The organism is Herbaspirillum sp. WGmk3 (genome assembly GCF_023952535.1).
Taxonomy (GTDB): domain Bacteria; phylum Pseudomonadota; class Gammaproteobacteria; order Burkholderiales; family Burkholderiaceae_D; genus Herbaspirillum; species Herbaspirillum huttiense.
Genome location: NZ_JAKYWT010000002.1, coordinates 520,538 through 538,707, shown reverse-complemented (window position 1 = coordinate 538,707; position 18,170 = coordinate 520,538). Strand labels below are relative to the sequence as shown.

General features: G+C 65.1%; 6 protein-coding genes. 4 read left to right on the top strand and 2 right to left on the bottom strand.

The annotated features are described in order from the left end of the window. Position 1: 1 nt before the first annotated feature. Positions 2–1,651 carry a cyclic peptide export ABC transporter gene (locus MKD49_RS08350; RefSeq protein ID WP_252696038.1) on the bottom strand — a complete coding sequence of 550 codons (1,650 nt, stop codon included), beginning with the start codon at positions 1,649–1,651 and terminating at the stop codon, positions 2–4. A 330-nt stretch (positions 1,652–1,981) separates the two neighbouring features. On the opposite strand from MKD49_RS08350, the gene MKD49_RS08345 reads away from it, so the two are divergent. The 4 genes from MKD49_RS08345 to MKD49_RS08330 all read left to right on the top strand — a co-directional run bounded on the left by MKD49_RS08345 (position 1,982) and on the right by MKD49_RS08330 (position 7,961). After that, entirely contained in the window at positions 1,982–3,049 is a 1,068-nt protein-coding gene (locus MKD49_RS08345) for a GNAT family N-acetyltransferase (protein WP_252696037.1), read from the top strand. Between the two features lie 13 nt (positions 3,050–3,062). Beyond that, positions 3,063–4,382, top strand: coding sequence for a lysine N(6)-hydroxylase/L-ornithine N(5)-oxygenase family protein (locus tag MKD49_RS08340; RefSeq protein WP_252696036.1), 1,320 nt, complete (start codon positions 3,063–3,065; stop codon positions 4,380–4,382). Positions 4,383–4,476: 94 nt separating this feature from the next. Beyond that, a complete protein-coding gene (locus MKD49_RS08335; protein WP_252696035.1) occupies positions 4,477–6,696 on the top strand; it encodes a TonB-dependent siderophore receptor in 2,220 nt (739 codons plus the stop codon). After that, a complete protein-coding gene (locus tag MKD49_RS08330) occupies positions 6,690–7,961 on the top strand; it encodes a PepSY domain-containing protein (RefSeq protein WP_256497636.1) in 1,272 nt (423 codons plus the stop codon). Before MKD49_RS08335 ends, MKD49_RS08330 begins: the two co-directional genes overlap by 7 nt. Before the next feature lie 90 nt (positions 7,962–8,051). Here the strand turns inward: MKD49_RS08330 and MKD49_RS08325 are convergent, their stop codons facing one another. Beyond that, entirely contained in the window at positions 8,052–18,140 is a 10,089-nt protein-coding gene (locus MKD49_RS08325; protein ID WP_252696033.1) for a non-ribosomal peptide synthetase, read from the bottom strand. Positions 18,141–18,170: the final 30 nt, after the last annotated feature.

Below are 18,170 nucleotides of genomic sequence, written 5' to 3'. Positions count from 1 at the left end.
TTCAGGGCGCAAATTCCTCCTGCCGCGACTCACTCTCAGTTGGCTTCACTGTCGACTTTCGGGCCAATTGACCGTTCTCTAGGGACAGGAGCACATCAGCTTGGTCGAAGTATCGATCATCGTGCGTGATAACTAGCACAGCCTTCCCCTGCGCTTTCAGTTCCGGCAGAATTTCACGATAAAAGACGTCCTTGAAGAAGGGATCTTGATCGGCAGCCCACTCGTCGAAAACAATGAAGGGACGATCCTCCAATGCCGTAACTACCAGTGCCAGGCGCTTGCGCTGGCCCTGTGACAGGGCGCGCGTGGTAAATGCGCCCTCCTTGACCTGCACCACATGCTGCAGCTGCAACCGTTCCAGGAGGCGGTTGGCCTCCGTATCCAAGTCGGGGCGAACCCCTTCAAGCAATTGATCAAAGAGGTGAAAGTCCGAGAACACCGTCGAGAACAGTTGTCGATACGCATCGCGGTTGGCGTCGCCGACCACGATGCCATTCCAGAGGATCGCGCCATCCTGCGGCACATACAATCCCACCAGCAGCTTGGCTAGCGTGGTCTTGCCGCTGCCGTTGCCACCCACTAGAAAGCATAACTCGCCTGGACAGAAGCTCAGGTCGATCGGACCCAGCATGAACATCCCATCGCTACGCTCATGATAGTAACGGTGGGTTACGCCACGCAGGACCAAGCTGTCCAACTGGCTACACTGACCGGCCGGCGCGGGCGCCTCGCTGTTGGCCATTTCCTGCGTAACGGCATCGATGCGGGCGGCCGCCACGCGGGCCAGGTTGGCGCGCGGGATGTTCATCAGTAGCACTTCCAGCGGCGTGACAATGTAGACGAACACCAGCGCAAAACCGCTCACCACCGCGCGCTGTCCATGGGCATCGCCGACCAGCGCGAACAGCACCACGCCGATGAAGGCGAAGATCAGGAAATTGCCCCAGCCGGCTGAGGCGCTGAAGGTACACATGCCAAGGGTACGCAGGCGGCGCACGTTCTCGATGGCTGCGTGCAGCAAGCCGCGCTCGAACCGCTCACGCTTGTCGCGATGCAGGCGCAACTCCTTGGCCCCATGGGTCATGCCCTGGAAATGGCCAAACATCACATCCTGCTCGCGCGCCGCCTGCTCCAGGTAGCGGATGGCCTTCAGATGGGCCAGGTGATAGCCGACCGAACCCAGCGCCAGCACTACCAGCGCGCCTAGGAAAACCTGCCAGGACAGTAGCACCATGTAGATCAGACAGCCGATCACAACCACCGAATTGGTCAGGATGGCGGGCATGCCGACAAAGAATTCGGCGACCTTGGCGCTGTGCTCGGTCAGCGCCGACTGAATGCGCGGTGCGCCGATCTTTTCGATATGCCGGTAATCGGCGCGGATCACGCGCGCGGAGATGTAGCGTCGCAGATCGGCCTGGGCACGCTGGTTCAGCCGCTCGAACGAAGTATTGGAAAGCATGTGAAACACCATCAGCAACAGTACCGTCGCAGCGAATTGCCAGGCGGCTTGGGGACGGCTGGCCGCCTGGCCAGCGATGGCAGCATTGATCTGGACCACTGTGAGCACGCTGCAGATGCCACGCAGGACGCTGGCAGAAGCGGCTAACAGAAGCAGGCGCCAGGATTGGCGTATCAGGAAATTGAGCATGCGGTGACAGAGTTTGGTAGTCGGGTGAAGGGGGAATGCAAGTAAATTGTGAATGCAGAATTCATACTGAATTGACGATTCAGCCACCCCGCCATTTACCCCTGCTGGCTTATCGGGATAGCGACTTCCAATCTTCTTTCCCGCGCTGACGCGGCATTACGCCGCCTTGATCGTCGTTTATAAATAAAAATACTTCTCATTCGTCTAGATAAAGGTGAAGGATTTTTTGCGATCCGGGCATTCAAAAAGGTTGCCTTAAATCATTTTTGTTTGAGTATCGATCGCTGCTGCCTCGCCCTACTTCCTCTTGCCTACTGGGAGCCTTTGTTTATGCCGCAGTCCCCCTCCTCCGCCGTCACGCCTGTCTGCATCAGCGGCGAGTCCTTATTGGTGTCGTACCAGGCACAACAACTCGCCGTGACTGATCCCGATGGGCGCGTGCGGACGCGCTGGTCCTGGCAGCACAGTGCAAGCAGCCAAAGCTGGGCCATCGCCCACGAAGGCGGCGCCGTCTCCTACGCAGATCTGCTGGCCATCCTCCAAACGATCTTCCTCCATGTGCCGGAAGCGAAGATCGTCACTGTCGAACTGGCCCAGGAGCAGGCCACCACCATGTGCCGCGCCGGCCTGCTGCTGCGCCAAGGCGCACGCCATGTGGCGGCGGCGGAACTGATCTGGCAGCACGCCGCCGGCTGGATGCCGCGGGAACGCCCCGCCTTCCCGGTGCAGCAGGTGATGAGCGAGGGCAAGCGCCATCCACTGCGCCCCCCCAAGCCGGAGGGAGAAGTCTATCGTCGCTACCTGCCCTGGCTGGGCCAGACACTGTCGCTGCGCAGTCTGCACCTGGAACAGGATCTGCCGCTGTTCAACCGCTGGATGAATGATCCGGTGGTGGTGCAGTTCTGGGACGAAGCCGGTGACCTGGCGCGCCATCGCCGCTATCTCGACACCATCGCTGCCGATCCACACATGACCTCGCTGATCGCCAGTTTCGATGATCAGCCATTTGCCTATTTCGAAGTCTATTGGGCCAAGGAAAACCGCATCGCGCCCTTCTACGACTGTGGCGACTTCGACCGCGGCTGGCATGTGCTGGTGGGCGAGGAAGCCTTCCGTGGCAAGCAGTTCGCCGTGGCTTGGCTGACCTCAATCTCGCATTACCTCTTCCTCGACGATTGCCGAACCCAGACCGTGGTGGGCGAGCCGCGTGCGGACCACGACAAGCAGATTCGCAATCTGGACAAGAGCGGCTACGCCAAGCTCAAGGAGTTCGATTTCCCCCACAAGCGCGCCATGCTGGTGATGCTGTCGCGCGAACGCTATTTCGGGCAGGGCCTGTGGCAACCCCAGACCACGCTGGCGCCACTGGACCCGCCGTTTTTCCCCTGCTCCCCCTGAAAGGAGACCCGTCTTGAAGATCCATGACCTCATCGGCGTCGGCTTCGGCCCGTCCAACCTGGCGCTGGCCATCGCCCTGCAAGAAGGCCAGCCCCAGACCGGCGCAATCGATGCCCTGTTCCTGGAAAAGCAGCCACATTTCGCCTGGCACGGCGACATGATGCTCGATGGCACCCACATGCAGATTTCCTTTCTCAAGGATCTGGCCACGCTGCGCAATCCAGCCAGTCCTTATACCTTCATCAACTACCTGCACCAGAAGCAGCGGCTGTCGGACTTCATCAATCTCAAGACCTTCTACCCCAGCCGGGTTGAGTTCAACGATTACCTGGCCTGGGCCGCAGGGCACTTCGATCATCAATGCCGCTACGGCGAAGAAGTCATCGCCGTGCTGCCCGAGGTCAAGGGGAGCGAGGTGACACTGCTGCGGGTGGTCTCGCGCGATGCCCAGCATCGCACCCATGAGCGCCTCACGCGCAATCTGGTGATGGCCCTGGGTGGCGCACCCAATATCCCGGATTGCCTAGCGCATCTGCGCGATGAGCCACGGGTGTTCCATTCCAGCAGCTTCCGCAGCGCCTTCGCGCGGCTGCAGCAGCCACGCCGCGTGGCCGTCATCGGTGCCGGCCAGAGCGCCACCGAGATCTTCCTGGAACTGCAGGGCCATCCGCGCCTGTCGGTGGACCTGGTCACGCGCGCGCGTACCATCAAGCCTTCCGACGACAGTCCCTTCGTCAACGAGATCTTCAATCCCGACTATACCGATTACGTCTACAACACCCCGGCCGACAGCCGTGCGGCGCTGCTGGATGAATTCATGCAGACCAATTACGCCGCGCCCGACATGGCGCTGATCGAGCGCCTCTACGACGTCCTGTATCAGCAGAAAGTGCGGGGCGAGCAGCGCCATCGTTTCCTGCGCCGCCACGACACCGTCGAGGCCTGGAGCGATGACACCGGCGTGCACCTGGCCCTGAAGGACCTGGAAAGCGGAGCGGTGATTACCGAAACCTACGATGCGGTGATCCTGGGCACCGGCTACCAGCGTCAGCAACATCACGCCCTGCTGGGCGAGCTGCAGGTGTATTTGCCCAGCATGCGCGTGGATCGGCACTACCGTCTGGACAGTACACCCAACTTCCGCCCGGCGATCTTCCTGCAAGGTAGTTGCGAAGCCTCGCATGGCCTGTCCGACACGCTGCTGTCGATCACCGCGGTCCGTACCGACGAAATCCGCATGGCCCTCGCGCATACGCTGCACCAGGGCCATGCCGTACCCACAGCACTGCAAGCATCAGGGGATGTCCAGCGCCACGGCGCCTTGCAAGCCTGACCTCGGGGCAAGCCAGCCGCCGCCCGCATCGCCCCATGTTCAATTTCACGTCAACAACATCAACAACAACAGCAATCGAGGAACGCGTTTTACCATGACCACACGAAACTTCCGGATTCACCCTTCCCCACTGCGCCAGCGCCTGCTGGTCAGCTCCCTCCAGTGCGCCCTGCTCGGCATGTCGGTATCCGCCAACAGCATGGCCCAGAACGCCAGCACGGATGAGAAACTGCCTCAGGTCACCGTCACGGCTGCGGGCGAAGAAGAGAAAGCCACCGGCCCGGTGCATGGTTTCGTGGCCAAGCGCAGCGCCACCGCCACCAAGACCGACACCCCCATCACCGAAACGCCGACGTCGATCTCGGTGGTGACGGCCGACCAGATCGCCACCCAGCAGGCCCGTACCGTCTCCGAGGCGCTCAGCTACACCAGCGGCGTGCAGGTCTCCACCGGCGCCTTCGCCATCGTCGATACCGGCTCGCTGCTGCGCGGCTTCGCCCTCAACAACGGCGGCTCGTTCTATCGCGATGGCATGCTGACCTCCTCCAACGCCAGCTACAGCCGCTATGCGCCCGAGCCCTATGGTCTGGAACGCATCGAGTTGCTGCACGGCCCTGCCTCGGTGCTGTTTGGCCAGAATTCGCCGGGTGGCCTGATCAACGTGGTCTCCAAGAAGCCGACCAGCACGCCGCAGCACGAACTGCAGGTGCAGGTCGGCAGCTTCGACCGCAAGCAGATCGCCGGTGACTTCGGCGGAGCGCTCGATGATGCGGGTGTCTGGTCCTATCGCATTACCGCTCTGGCGCGAGAAGCCAGGACCCAGGTCGACAACACCGTCGACAATCGCCTGTTCCTGGCCCCGGCCATCACCTGGCGCCCCGACGACCGCACCGAATGGACCGGCCGTATCGAATTGCAACGCAGCGAAGGCCTGGCCAACAACCTGTTCCCGGCCGCCGGCACGGTCACCTACAACCCCAATGGCCGCATCCCCACCAGCACCGCGCTGGGCCGTTCGGCCGACAACAACGAGAAGTACGACAATGCGTCGATCAGCTCGCAGTTCTCGCACCAGTTCAACGATGTCTGGACCTTCCGTCAGAATCTGCGTTATACCAAGTACGATGGCACGCGCAATAACCTGCGCTTCGCCTCCTACTTCCCGACCACGCAGTTCGCCACCGCGGCCCTGCAGCGCTGGCGCCTGAAGACCAATTCCGACACCCTCACGGCGGATAACCAGTTGCAAGCCGACTTCAGCACCGGCCTGGTCAAGCACAAGGTGCTCATCGGCGTGGACTACCATCGCACCGCCGGCACCGTGACCGGCTACCTCAGTCCCAACACCCTGGCCGGCTACGTCCTCTCCAACATCTACACCAGCACCTATGCCAATCTGCCGGCGGTGGCGGACAACTACAACACAAAGACCGAAGACGAACAGGTCGGCGTGTATCTGCAGGACCAGCTCAAGATTGGCCAGCGCTGGATCGTCTCGGCGGGTATCCGTCACGACAATTCCGATCAGACCGTCAGCAACTACATCGCCAGAACCCAGACCAAGCGTAGCGACCAGGCCAATACCCGCAACCTGGGCACCGTGTATGAGCTCGATGGTGGCTGGTCACCCTATGCCAGCTACTCGGAATCCTTCACCCCGACCACCGGCACCAGCTTCGGCGGCGCCATGCTCACACCGGAAACGGCCAAGCAGTACGAAGCCGGTGTCAAGTACGCACCGGTCAACACGAATGCATTGTTCACCTTGGCCGTATTCGACCTGCGCCGTCAGAACGTCTCCACCGCCGACCTGGCCCACGCCGGTTACTTCCTGCAAACGGGCGAGGCCCGTTCGCGCGGCGTCGAATTGGAAGGTAAGATATCGCTGGCCGATGGGCTGAACCTGACCTCCAGCTACAGCTACACCAACACCAAGGTCACCAGCAACACCTCCAGCAGTTCCGCTACCAGCACGTTGGGCAAAGCCTTGCCGGGCGCCTCCAAGCACAATGCCGGCGTGCTGCTGGACTACGGCTTCCAGCGCGGCGCGCTCGCTGGGGCGCACGTCTCGGCTGGGGTGCGCTACATCGGCCGCGCCTATGGCAATGCGCTCAACACCTTCGAGACACCCTCGGTCACACTGCTGGACTTCGGCGCGCGCTTCGACCTGGGCCGCATTTCCAGTGACTGGCGCAGCTTCGAGCTAGCGCTCAAGCTCAACAACGTCACCGACCGTGTCTATGCCTTTTGCTCGGAACTGTGTGAATACGGTGCTCGGCGCACCGGTCTGATACAGGTGACCACACGATGGTAAAGCCCGCTCCGGCGCCCTCCGGGCGCGCTTGGAGGCCGTGGGTGCCAACTCGCCAGACCTTCGTCCTGCTGCATCGCTGGACCGGTCTGGCAATCGCATTTTTCTTGGTGGTGGCCAGCCTGACCGGCATCCTGCTCGCCTTCGAGGATGAGCTGGAGGTCTGGCTCGCGCCCGAGCTGCAACTGGCCCAGCCCGCACCGGGCCAGACGGCCACTGCCATGCTGGACCCGTACACCCTGCGTGAACGGGTCCAGCAGCAGCTGGGCGAGAAGGTCCGCATCAACCAGCTAATACTGCATCCGCAACCCGGCCGCACCGTCTCCTTCATGGCTGACCCCGCCACCGATCCGGCTACGGGCCGGCCCTACCGACTGGGCTATAACGAAATCCTGGTCAATCCCTACACCGGCAAGGTGCAAGGGGTGCGCGACCGCGACAAGATCAGCCTGCGCCCACAGAACCTGATGCCGCTGGTCTTCAATATCCACCATTCCATGGCCCTGCCGCGCGTTCCGGGCGCCTTGCTGATGGGGCTGGTCTCGACCTTCTGGACCATCGACTGCTTCGTCGGCGTCTATCTCACTTGGCCGCGCGGGCGGCCCTTCTGGTCCAAGTGGAAACCCACGTGGATGGTCAAGTGGCAGGCCGGCATCTACCGCGTCAACCTCGACCTGCATCGGGCCTTCGGACTGTGGTGCTGGCTGATGTTGCTGCTGTTCGCCTGGTCCAGCGTGATGTTCAACCTGCGTGATCAGATCTACATGCCGGTGATGTCGCGTATCCTGCCTTTCGATAACAGCTGGCGCGCGCAGCAACCGCTGCGCGAGCCGCTGACCGCGCCGCCGATGAGTTGGCAACAGGCGCACACGATGGCGCGCGAGGCGATGCAGCGCTTTGCCGCCGAACGGGGCATACGCACCGATTTCGAGGAAAGACTCAGCTTCGATCGCCGCCGCGGCCTGTATGCCTACATGGTGCACAGCACTGCCGACCTGCGCAGCAACGTCGGCAACACCGGCATCCTGATCGATGCCCGCACCGGGCAGTTACGCGGCCACTGGCTGCCCGAGGGCGATCGCAGCGGCAACACCTTCAGCAACTGGATAGGTGCGCTGCACATGGGGCATCTGTTCGGGCTGCCATGGCGCATCTTCATTTCCTTCATGGGAATGGTCATCACCCTGCTGTCGGTGACCGGCATCGTGATTTGGTGGAAAAAACGTAAGGGCCGCAAGCTCAACAAGGAGAAGTTGCGCCAGGCCTGAAGTCCGCCTTGCCACTCTCTTGCATCGACCTCTGAAACGGTCTCCCGGATGATTCCGGGAGACCGTTTTTGCATCTCCGCCCTGCCCGCTTCAGGCCAGCAGTGCGCGCACGCTGGCATGCCAGTGGCCATCGGTGAGCAGGGACAGGTGATCGGCCTGCGGTACCGTGTTCACCGAGATGAGCGTGGCGCCATGCTGCGCCCAGTCGGTCGGCGACTGCCCGGCATCGCGCCGCCCGGCCTGCCAGACGTGCAGCGGCGCCGGCACCGTTACCTGTGCCTGCAGGCCCAGCCGCAGACAACGAATGCGTTCCCACAGCGCCGCTTCCGCCCCGACTGCGCCCGGCGCATCCAGCGGCAGGCGCTCACCCAGCCGCCCTACGATCTCCATGAGGAAATACGCCCGCTGCGCGGCGCTCATCTGTCCCAGCACCGCATACCAGAGTGCGCGCCGCTGCGAACCCGCCAGCCAGCGATCCAGCGTGGCCTCATGGGCCAGCAGCACATCCGCTGGCGGCATGGGCATCTGCGCAAGCTGCTGACGCAGCCCGGCAAAGTCGGCACTGTCGGCCAGGCCGATCCATTCCACCTGCACCGTGTCATCGCCGCACGCCTGCAGCTGCCTCGCCGTTTCCAGCGCCAGCAGGCCACCCACTGACCAGCCCAGCAGGCGTAGACGACGGCCCGGCAGGGCTGCGCGCAGCGCAATGGCATATTGCGCCGCCAGCGCAGCGGCATCCATGCTGCTCCAGCGCCACTGCTCATGCGGCGGACACAGCAGCTGGTACACCGTGTGCTCGCTGCCGATGACCGCGGCCAACGCGTCGTACTCATGGGCATTACACATGTGCGCCGGGATGCACACCAGTGCCGCATCCTCCTGGCGCTCGTCCTGACCATCGCCGCGCGCGCGGCTGGACGGATGGCGCTGCAGTACCGGTGCAGTACCGGTACGGTCGGCTGTACACTTGCGCGCATCTCCCAGGCCACCCTGGCGCAGCAGGCCGGACAGTTTGTCCTGCCCCGGCAGCGCCAGTAGCAGTGCGATCAGCCGGCGCGCCAGCTGCGCTACCCGCGCCTGCTCCAGTCGTGCGCCGTCGTATTCGAGCTGGAAGCGCAACGCAGCGCCCGGCAACGCCACCACCGTCAACGGGAATTCGGTGGCGCCGCGGCTGCGGATGGCGTCGAAGGCTAGCGAGCGGCCAACGCCCTTCTTCAGCGATTCATCCACCGGGAAGTTCTCGAAGATCAGCAGGCTGTCGAACCAGTCGTCCTCATCGCGTGCCGCCCATTGCGAAATCGCCGCCAGATCCACATGCTCGCGCTGGCGCAGCGCCAGGTTGTGCGATTGCAGCCCGGCCAGCCACTGTGGCACACCCATGGCGCCGTCCAGATGCTGGATCAGCGGCAAGGTATTGATGCACATGCCCATGACCCGCTCGATGCCCGGGAAATCGGTGCTGCGCCCCGAGGCCGTGACACCGAAGACCACATCATCGGACCCGGTCGCTTCCTGCAACACCAGACTCCAGGCCGCCTGCACCAGGGTATTGAAGGTGACCTTGCTGCGGGCCGCAAAGGCTTGCAGCACCTGGGTCTGCGCGGTGGTGAGCTGCTCGCGCACAGTGCCATAGGCCGATGGCGCGCCACTGGCCTGGCCTTGCGGAAGCCGGGTGGGGACAGCGCACAGCAGCCCGGCCGGGAACTGCGGGCAGCGCGCGAACTGGGCACGCCAGAATGGCTCATCCTGCGGTCCGGCCTGCTGTTGCAGCCAGGCGATGTAGTGGCGGAAGTCCAGCGCCTGGTGCTGCAGCGGCTGTTCTTCCATCAGCGAGAAGACCTCGCCCAGCAGCTGCGACATGCTCCAGCCATCCAGCAGCACATGGTGCCAGGTCCAGAGCAGCCGATAACCGCCATCCTCCTGAGCAATGACGAAGCGCATCAACGGCGCCTGCTGCGGCGCGAAGCCGCGCTGGTGCTCGTACTGGCACAGCGCTTCCCATTGCTGCCGCACATTGCCCGCCGACTGGCCGCGCCAGTCCAGCACGGTCAGCGGCAGCTCGGCCTGGCGCAACACCACCTGCACCGGCTGCGCCTGCCCACCCCGGGCGAAGCCGGTGCGCAGGATGGGATGACGCAGCAGCACAGTGCGCCAGGCCTGGCCGAAGCGCGCCAAATCGATGTGGGGGCTGCTGGCATCGAGCTGCACGACGTTGGCCACCGAGTAGGGCGAGTCCTGCAGATGGCGCAACATATTGCGCTGCCAAGGGGTGGCCGGATAGATGTCCTCGATTAGGGCCGGCGGGCAAGCCATTTCGGCGACGATGGCGTCCAGCTGCGCCTGGTCGTGCTGCAGCAGCGGGAAGTCCGACGGCGTCACCCCGCCCGCGCTGCTGGTGCAATGGGCGATCAGCTCGTGCAAGGCGGTTTCCAATGCGCTGGCCAGGCGCTGCACGGTAACGTCCTCATAGCGTTGCCGGCTGTAGCTGATCTCCAACCGCAACTCGCCCCCGACCACCTGGCCATTGATGGACAGCTCGCAGCCCAGCGGTGCCGCCGGATCGCGCGAGGCGCCCGGTGATTCGATGGCTGGCTGCCAGCCGCCCTCTTCACGGAAATTGCCGTCGAACTGACCCAGATAGTTGAAGGCCAGCGCCGGCTTGGGCATGCGCTGCAAGGCTTGGCGTTGGGCATCGTCGCCCCATTGGCGCAACAGACCATAGCCGATGCCATTGTCCGGCAGGCTGCGCAGCAGGCCCTTGACGGCGCGGATCAGCGTGGGCCAATCGCCGGCCGTGGGCAAGGCGATCGGCATGACGCTGGTGAACCAGCCTATGGTGCGGGAGACGTCCAGCACCTCGCTGCCGCTCTCAAGCTGCTCGCGGCCATGCCCTTCCAGCGTGATCAGCAGTTGCGCCATGCCGCCCCACTGCCCCAGCGCACGCCCCAGTGCGGCCAGCAGCAGATCGTTGATGCGGGTGCGGTAGGCCGCCGCTGCCTGCTTGACCAGCGCCTGCGTGTGCGCTGTATCCAGGCGGCACGCCACGCGGGCCTGGTCGGCGGCCAGCCGCGGTGCGTCGGGATGATCGCACGGCAGGCTGGCAGGCAGCGCGGTGAGTGCCTGCCAGTAGCCGAACTCCTTGCCGCGCAGGGCGGCCTGGGCCTGCAACCAGTGGCCCCACTGGCGATAGGAGGCGGTGCGCGGCGGCAAGGCCGGTTCGGCATGGGCCAGCCGCTGGCGGTAGGCCAGCTGCAGGTCTTCCAGCAGGATGCGCCAGGACACCCCATCGACCACCAGATGGTGTACCACCAGCAGCAAGCGCCAGCTGCCGTCCTCCAGCGTCATGATGCCGGCGCGCAGCAAGGGGCCGCGCTCCAGCTGCAGGCTGCGCTGCACGCGCGCGCAGAAGGCATCCAGCTCGCCCGGCGTATGCACCTGCGCCTGCCACAGCAGCGACGCATCGGCATCGCGCTCGCGGCGCGGGCCATAGGCCTGCTGCCACTGGCCCTGCGCATCCTGGCGGAACACCATGCGCAAGGCGTCGTGATGGTTGACCACATCGACCAGGGCATGCTGCATCGCGCTGAAATCGATGGGCTGGCGGCTGTGCAGCAGGATGGCCTGATTCCAGTGATGACGCTGCGGGATGGCGCTGGCCAGGAAATCCGCCTGGATCGGCAGCAGCGGCACCGGGCCATCGCTGGCCTGATCCGGCTCGGTTCCGGCCTGTGCCCGCTGCGCCACCGGCTCGGCCGGACTGGCCGCCTGGGCCAGCGCCGCCACGGTCTGCTGCTCGAAGATCTGGCGTGGGGTCAGCGTCCAGCCCTGCTGGCGCAGGCGGGAGATGATCTGCAGGCTGAGGATGGAATCGCCGCCCAGCTCAAAGAAATTGTCATGACGGCCGACCCGTTGCACCCCCAGCACTTCGGCCCAAGTAGCCGCGATCAGGCTTTCCAGCGCGCCCTCGGGGGCCGCGCCGACATCGCTTTCGGGCAGGGCCGGCAGTTCCTGCGGCAGCGCCTTGCGGTCGATCTTGCCATTGGCATTGAGCGGCAGCGCCGGCAGCACGATGATGCGGCTGGGCAGCATGTACGCCGGCAGGCTTGCAGCCAGTGCACCCTGGATCGCCGCCAGATCGGGCGTGCTTCCCGCAGGCGCGCTGACGAAGGCCAGCAACCGGTCGACCCCGCCCACGGCACGCACCACCACCACGGCCTGACGGATGGCCGGATGGGCCAGCAGTGCCGCCTCGACCTCGCCCAGTTCGATGCGGAAACCCTTGATCTTGACCTGATGGTCGATACGCCCCAGGTAGGCGATCTGCCCATCCTCGCGCCAGCGCGCCAGGTCGCCGGTACGGTACATGCGCCGCCCTGCTGCGCCGAATGGATCGGCCAGGAAGGACGTCGCCGTCAAGCCCGGACGGTCCAGGTACCCGCGCGCCAGTCCGGTGCCGCCGATGTAGAGTTCGCCGGCCACGCCGCGCGGCAGCAACTGCAGCCGGTCATCCAGGATCATGGCGGTGCGCTGGCCGACAGGCCGTCCGATAGGCGCATACGGCACATCGCACGGCTGGGTCGCAGCGGCCTTCCAGACCAGGGGCGTGACCACCGTTTCGGTCGGGCCGTAGCCATTGATCAGGCGCTGCGGACGTAGCACGCGCTGCACCTGCTCGAAGGTCTCGCGCGGCATGGCTTCGCCGCCGAAGGAATACAGGAAGACCGGTGGCGGATTGCCGCTGCGTTCCACCCAGTCGGCCAGTTGCTTGAGATAGACCGGCGGGAACCCGGCATGGGTGATGCGGTACCGATGCAGCGCCGCTGCCGTCTGCTCCGGCGTCCACAGGTCGGGATCGCGCAGCACCAGCACGCCGCCCACGCAGAGAACCGTCATCCAGCGCTCATGGGCACCATCGAAACTGAAGGAGAGGAAATGCAGTTCGCGCGACTGCGGCCCCATCTCGTAGAGCCCGGCGGTGGCCTGGATGTGCATGGACAGCGGCCCGTGCGCCACCTCCACGCCCTTGGCTCGGCCGGTGGAGCCGGAGGTGTAGATGACGTAGGCCAGGCTTTCCGGGCTGGTATCGACGGCAGGCAGCCGCGCCGGACCATCTTCGAGATCGAGGCTGCCGATATCCAGCCAGTCGGGGCCGGTCTGCGTCGCCAGCGCCGGCCAGGGCTGGTCCTGCACGATCACCAGGCCGGCGCGGGAATCGCGCAGCATATAGGCCACGCGCTCCTGGGGCGCTTCCAGATCGATCATCACGTAGGCCGCTCCAGCCTTGAGAATGCCCAGCAACACCACGATCATCTCCGGCGAACGCGGCAGCGCCACGGCGATGCGCTGTTCCTCTGCGCCAGTGCCAGAAGGCAGGCCGCGCGCCAGCAGATGATGGGCGAAGCGATTGGAGCGCTCTTCGATCTGGCCATAGCTGAGGCTGCGCTCGCCCATCACCACCGCCTCGGCGTGCAGCTGACACTGCGCGATCTGCGAGAACATGACGTGCACCGGCAAGCGCTGAAGTTCGTCCGGTGCCGCCTGCCCCAACTGCAAGAGCGCCTGCTGCTCCTGCTGCGCCAGCAGCGTCACGTCGCCCACGGCGCGCGTCGCCGATTGTGTCAGTGCCAGCAATCCCTGCAGCAGATGGCGGCCGATCTGCTGCACGGTCTGCGCATCGAAGTGCTGGCGTTGATAGCGCAAGCCGATCTGCAAGCCGCTCTGCACGCCATCGCCCGGCGCCACGCCCACGGTCATCGGATAGTTGGTCTGCTCGCGGGTATGGGTACGGCAAAAGCGCGGGCCCTGCGCCTGGCCGCTGCGCAGCACGCTGTCGATGGGATAGTTCTCGAACACCAAGATGCTGTCGAACAGACTCTGGCCGAGATGGCTGTGCCAGCGCTGGATCTCGTAGAGCGGGGTGTGCTGGAAGGCGCGTGCGGCCAGGTTCTGGTCCTGCAGCGCTTGCAGCCACTTGCCGACCGGCTGCGCGTGGGCCGCCGCCACCAGCACGGGCAGGGTGTTGATGAACAGGCCCAGCCATTGTTGCACGCCCTCCAGTTCCTCGGGACGTCCGGCGACGGTGGCGCCGAAGCACACTGCCGCCTGCCCGGTATAGCGTTGCAGCAGCAGGCCCCAGGCAGCTTGCAGCAAGGTGTTCAGCGTCACCCGCTGCGCCCTTGCGAAGCCTTGCAATTGCTCGGTCTGCGCCACCGGGAGGAAGACCTTGTATTCACCATCGCCCATGGGTTCCTGATCCGGCTGCACCGGGGTGCAAGCCTGATGCAGATAGGTCGGTGCGGCCAGCGGCGCCAGGCTTTCCTGCCAATGGCGGCGGGCGGCCTCGCCATCCTGTTGCTGCAGCCACGCGATGTAATCGCGGTAGGCTCCCGGCACCGGCTCGGTGGCGGGCTGTCCATGGTAGTGGCGCACCACCTCGCCCAGCAGTTGCGAAGTGCTCCAGCCATCCAGCAGCAGGTGGTGCACAGTCCAGATGAAATGGTGGCGGGCTGCACCGGTACGCACCAGCATCAGGCGCTGCAGCGGTGGACGGGCGAGGTCGAAGCCGCGCCCCAGTTGTTCGGCGGCGATCGCTTCGAGCGCCGTCTCGGCATCGCTGCTGGCGCGCACGTCGGCTTGCTCGACGGACAGCACCAGCGTGCGCGCGACCCATTGCAGCGGCGGCGTATGCTCGGCCAGGAAGCCCGTGCGCAGCACCTCATGCCGGTCCTGCACCGCCTGCCATGCACGCTGCAGGCGTGCCACGTCCAGCTCGCCATCGATGTCGATACGCAACTGGTTGAGATAGGCCGCACTGCCGCTCTCGTAGACGCTGTGGAACAGCATCCCGGTCTGCATCGGCGAGAGCGGATAGAGGGCCAGCACCTGCTCGGACGGCACCGGCAAGGCAGGCATAGCGGCCGAGGCCAGCAGGCTGAGGTCGGGGCCGCTGGCGGCGGCCGCCACGGCCGTAGGGCGGACGGCCTGTTCGATGGGCTGCGCCACCTCGGCCAGTTGGGCGATGGTCTGTCGATCGAACATCTGGCGCGGCGTCAGCTTCCATCCGGCCTTGCGCAGGCGCGCGATGATCTGCAGGCTCAAGATGGAATCGCCGCCCAGCGCAAAGAAATTGTCCTGGCGGCCGACCTGCGGCAGGCCCAAGACCTCACACCAGATCGCCGCCAGCGCCTGCTCGATCTCGCCTTGCGGGGCACTGTAATTGCTCTGCTGGCTGATCTGCACGGCCGGCAAGGCCTTGCGGTCGATCTTGCCATTGGTGTTCAGCGGCAATGCCGGCAGCACCATGATGATGGCCGGCACCATGTACTCGGGCAGATGCTCGGCCAGTGCGCTCTTGAGCGCCGCCTCGTCATGGCTGGCGCCCTGATGCAGCGATACGTACGCCGCCAGCCGCTGCCCCTCTACCGCCACCACCACCGCTTCACGGATGGATGGCTGCGCCAGCAAGGCCGCCTCGATCTCGCCCAGTTCGATGCGCAGGCCGCGCAGCTTGACCTGATGATCCAAGCGGCCCAGGTACATCAACTGCCCGTCTTCGCGCCAGCGCACCAGGTCGCCGGTGCGATACAGGCGCTGGCCGTCGCTGGAGAACGGGTCGGCGACGAAACGCTCGGCCGTCAGGTCCGGCTTGTTCAGATAGGCGCGGGCCAGATTGACGCCGCCCAGGTACAGCTCCCCCGCTACCCCCGGCGGCACCAGCTGCATTGCCGCATCCAGCACATAGGTCCGGGTGGCGCTGATGGGGCGGCCGATGGGTACGCTGTGGCCTGCGTCGTCGGGCTGGCAAGTCCAGTGGGTGACGTCGATGGCGGCTTCGGTCGGGCCATACAGGTTGATCAGGGTCGCCTGTGGAAGCTGGCGCTGGGTCTGCTGCTGCAATTCCATCGGCAGCGCTTCGCCGCTGCAGATCACCCGGCGCAGGCTGGGGCAATCCGGGCCGTGGCCGTCGTTGACGAAGGCTTGCAGCATCGAGGGCACGAAGTGCAAGGTAGTGATGCCGGCTTGTTCGATCAGCGCCGCCAGCCGTGCCGGATCGCGGTGTTCACCGGGCGCGGCCATGACCAGTTCGGCACCGGTCATCAGCGGCCAGAAGAATTCCCACACCGAGACATCGAAACCGAAGGGCGTCTTCTGCAGCACCCGGTCATCGGGGCCCAGCCGATAGGCTGCCTGCATCCATGCCAGCCGATTGTGCAGGCTGCCATGGCGGTTCGCCGCCCCCTTGGGCTGGCCGGTGGAGCCGGAGGTGTAGATGACGTAGGCCAGTTGTTCCGGATGAATCGGCAGGCCGGGATTCCCGGCAGGCAGAAGACCGGACAGTAAGGCGACATCAACGATACGGCAACCGGACACTTCCGGTAACTGGCCCAGTACACTTGCGTGGGTCAGCAGCAGAGAGGTGCGGCTGTCTTCGATGAAGTAGCGCAAGCGCTGCGGCGGATGATCGGGGTCCATCGGGACGTAGGCGGCCCCGGCTTTCATGATGGCCAGCAGGGCCAGCACCATGTCCTCGGAACGCTCCATGCAGACGCCCACCCGCTGATCGCGGCTGACGCCCTGTGCGATCAGCCAGTGTGCCAGTGCATTGGCGCGGCCATTGAGCTGGCCGTAATCCAGCGCCTGTCCGGTATGCGGCACGCGCAAGGCCGGCCGGCCGGGGTGCGCCTGTGCCTGCGCCTCGATCAGCGCCAGTACGTCACCGGCCCCATGCGCTTGCGGATTGACGCTCCATGCCTGCAACATCGACTGTTCCTTGCCGCCGAGCAGGGCCAGTTCACCGAGGGGGGTGTCGGCGGCGCTGCTCAACTGTTCCAGTACGGTGAGATAGACCGCAGCGATACAGGCAATGCTGCTCTCCCGGAACAGGGCACGGCGGTATTCCAGCCGCAGTTTCACTTGTCCGCGGATGAGCTTGACGTCCAGCGCCAGATCGAACTTGGCCGCATGCAAGGCAATCTCCAGCGTACTGGACTGCAGTCCCGGCAGATCCAGCGTGCCGCTGCCGTCGATGACCTGCAGTCCGAACAGGGTCTGGAACAGCGGATGGCGCGGCAGGCCGCGTTCGGCGGGATAGCGCTCCAGCAGCAGTTCGAAGGGCAGCTCGGCATGCGCCATGGCGTCCAGCGTGTCGCTGCGCACCTGGCGGCAAAGCGCACGCAGGCTCATGCCGGGGTCCAGGCGCGCGCGCATCACCTGGGTGGTGACGAAAAAGCCGACCATCTCCTGCAGTTCAGGGCGGTTGCGACCGGCCTGGGGAATGCCGACCGCGAAATCATCCTGGCCGCAGCAATGGCGCAGCGTCACCTGCCAGGCCGCCAGCATGACCACGAAGGGCGTGCAGCGCTCCTGATGGCAGAACGGGCGCAGGCGCGCCGCCAGCGCATCATCCAGTACCAGGCTGTAGCCCGCGCCGTCTTCCTCGCTGGCGCTGCCGCCCTGCTCCACCGGCAGGTTCAGCGGCGGCACGTCCTGGCCGAGCCTGGCTTGCCAGTGATCCAGCTCCTGCCGCAGCCACTCCCCTTGGCAATGTGCACGCTGCCAGCGCGCGTGATCGGCGTATTGCAAGGCCAGCGGCGGCAGCGCCGGGGCCTGTCCGGCCAGGGCTTGCGCATAGGCTTGCTGCAGGTCGCGGGCGATCACGGGATTGGACCAGGCATCGGAAACGATATGATGCATGCCCATGACCAGCAGATGATCCTGCTCGCCTAGTTGCAGCAGCCGCACGAACATCAGCGGCGCCTGGCCCAGGTCGAAGACGTGGTGCGCGGCGGCGTCGATGGCCGCCGTGACCAGCGCTTCATGCGCCTCGGCCGGCTGCCCGCGCAGGTCGCTCAGTTGCAGCGGCAGCGCCACGGCCGGGAGGACTTCCTGGCAGGCTACGCCGTCGTGCTCGACAAAACGCGTGCGCAGGCTGGCATGGCGCGCGATGAGGGCATCGAAGGCGGCCTGCAGCGCGGCGCGGTCCAGCCGGCCCTGCAGGCGGAAGGCGCGGGTCAGGTTGTAAGCGGTCTGGTGCGGCGCCAGCTGATGCAGATACCACAGCTGCTGCTGGGAGAACGACAGCGGCGCCGGGCCCTCCTGAGGTGCAGCACCAGCGGCCTGCTCCTGTTCGCGTTGATCGGCCTGCAGCAGTGCCAGCAATTGATGATTTTTTTCGTTCATGAAAGCGTGATCCAAGAAAAGAGGCGGCGG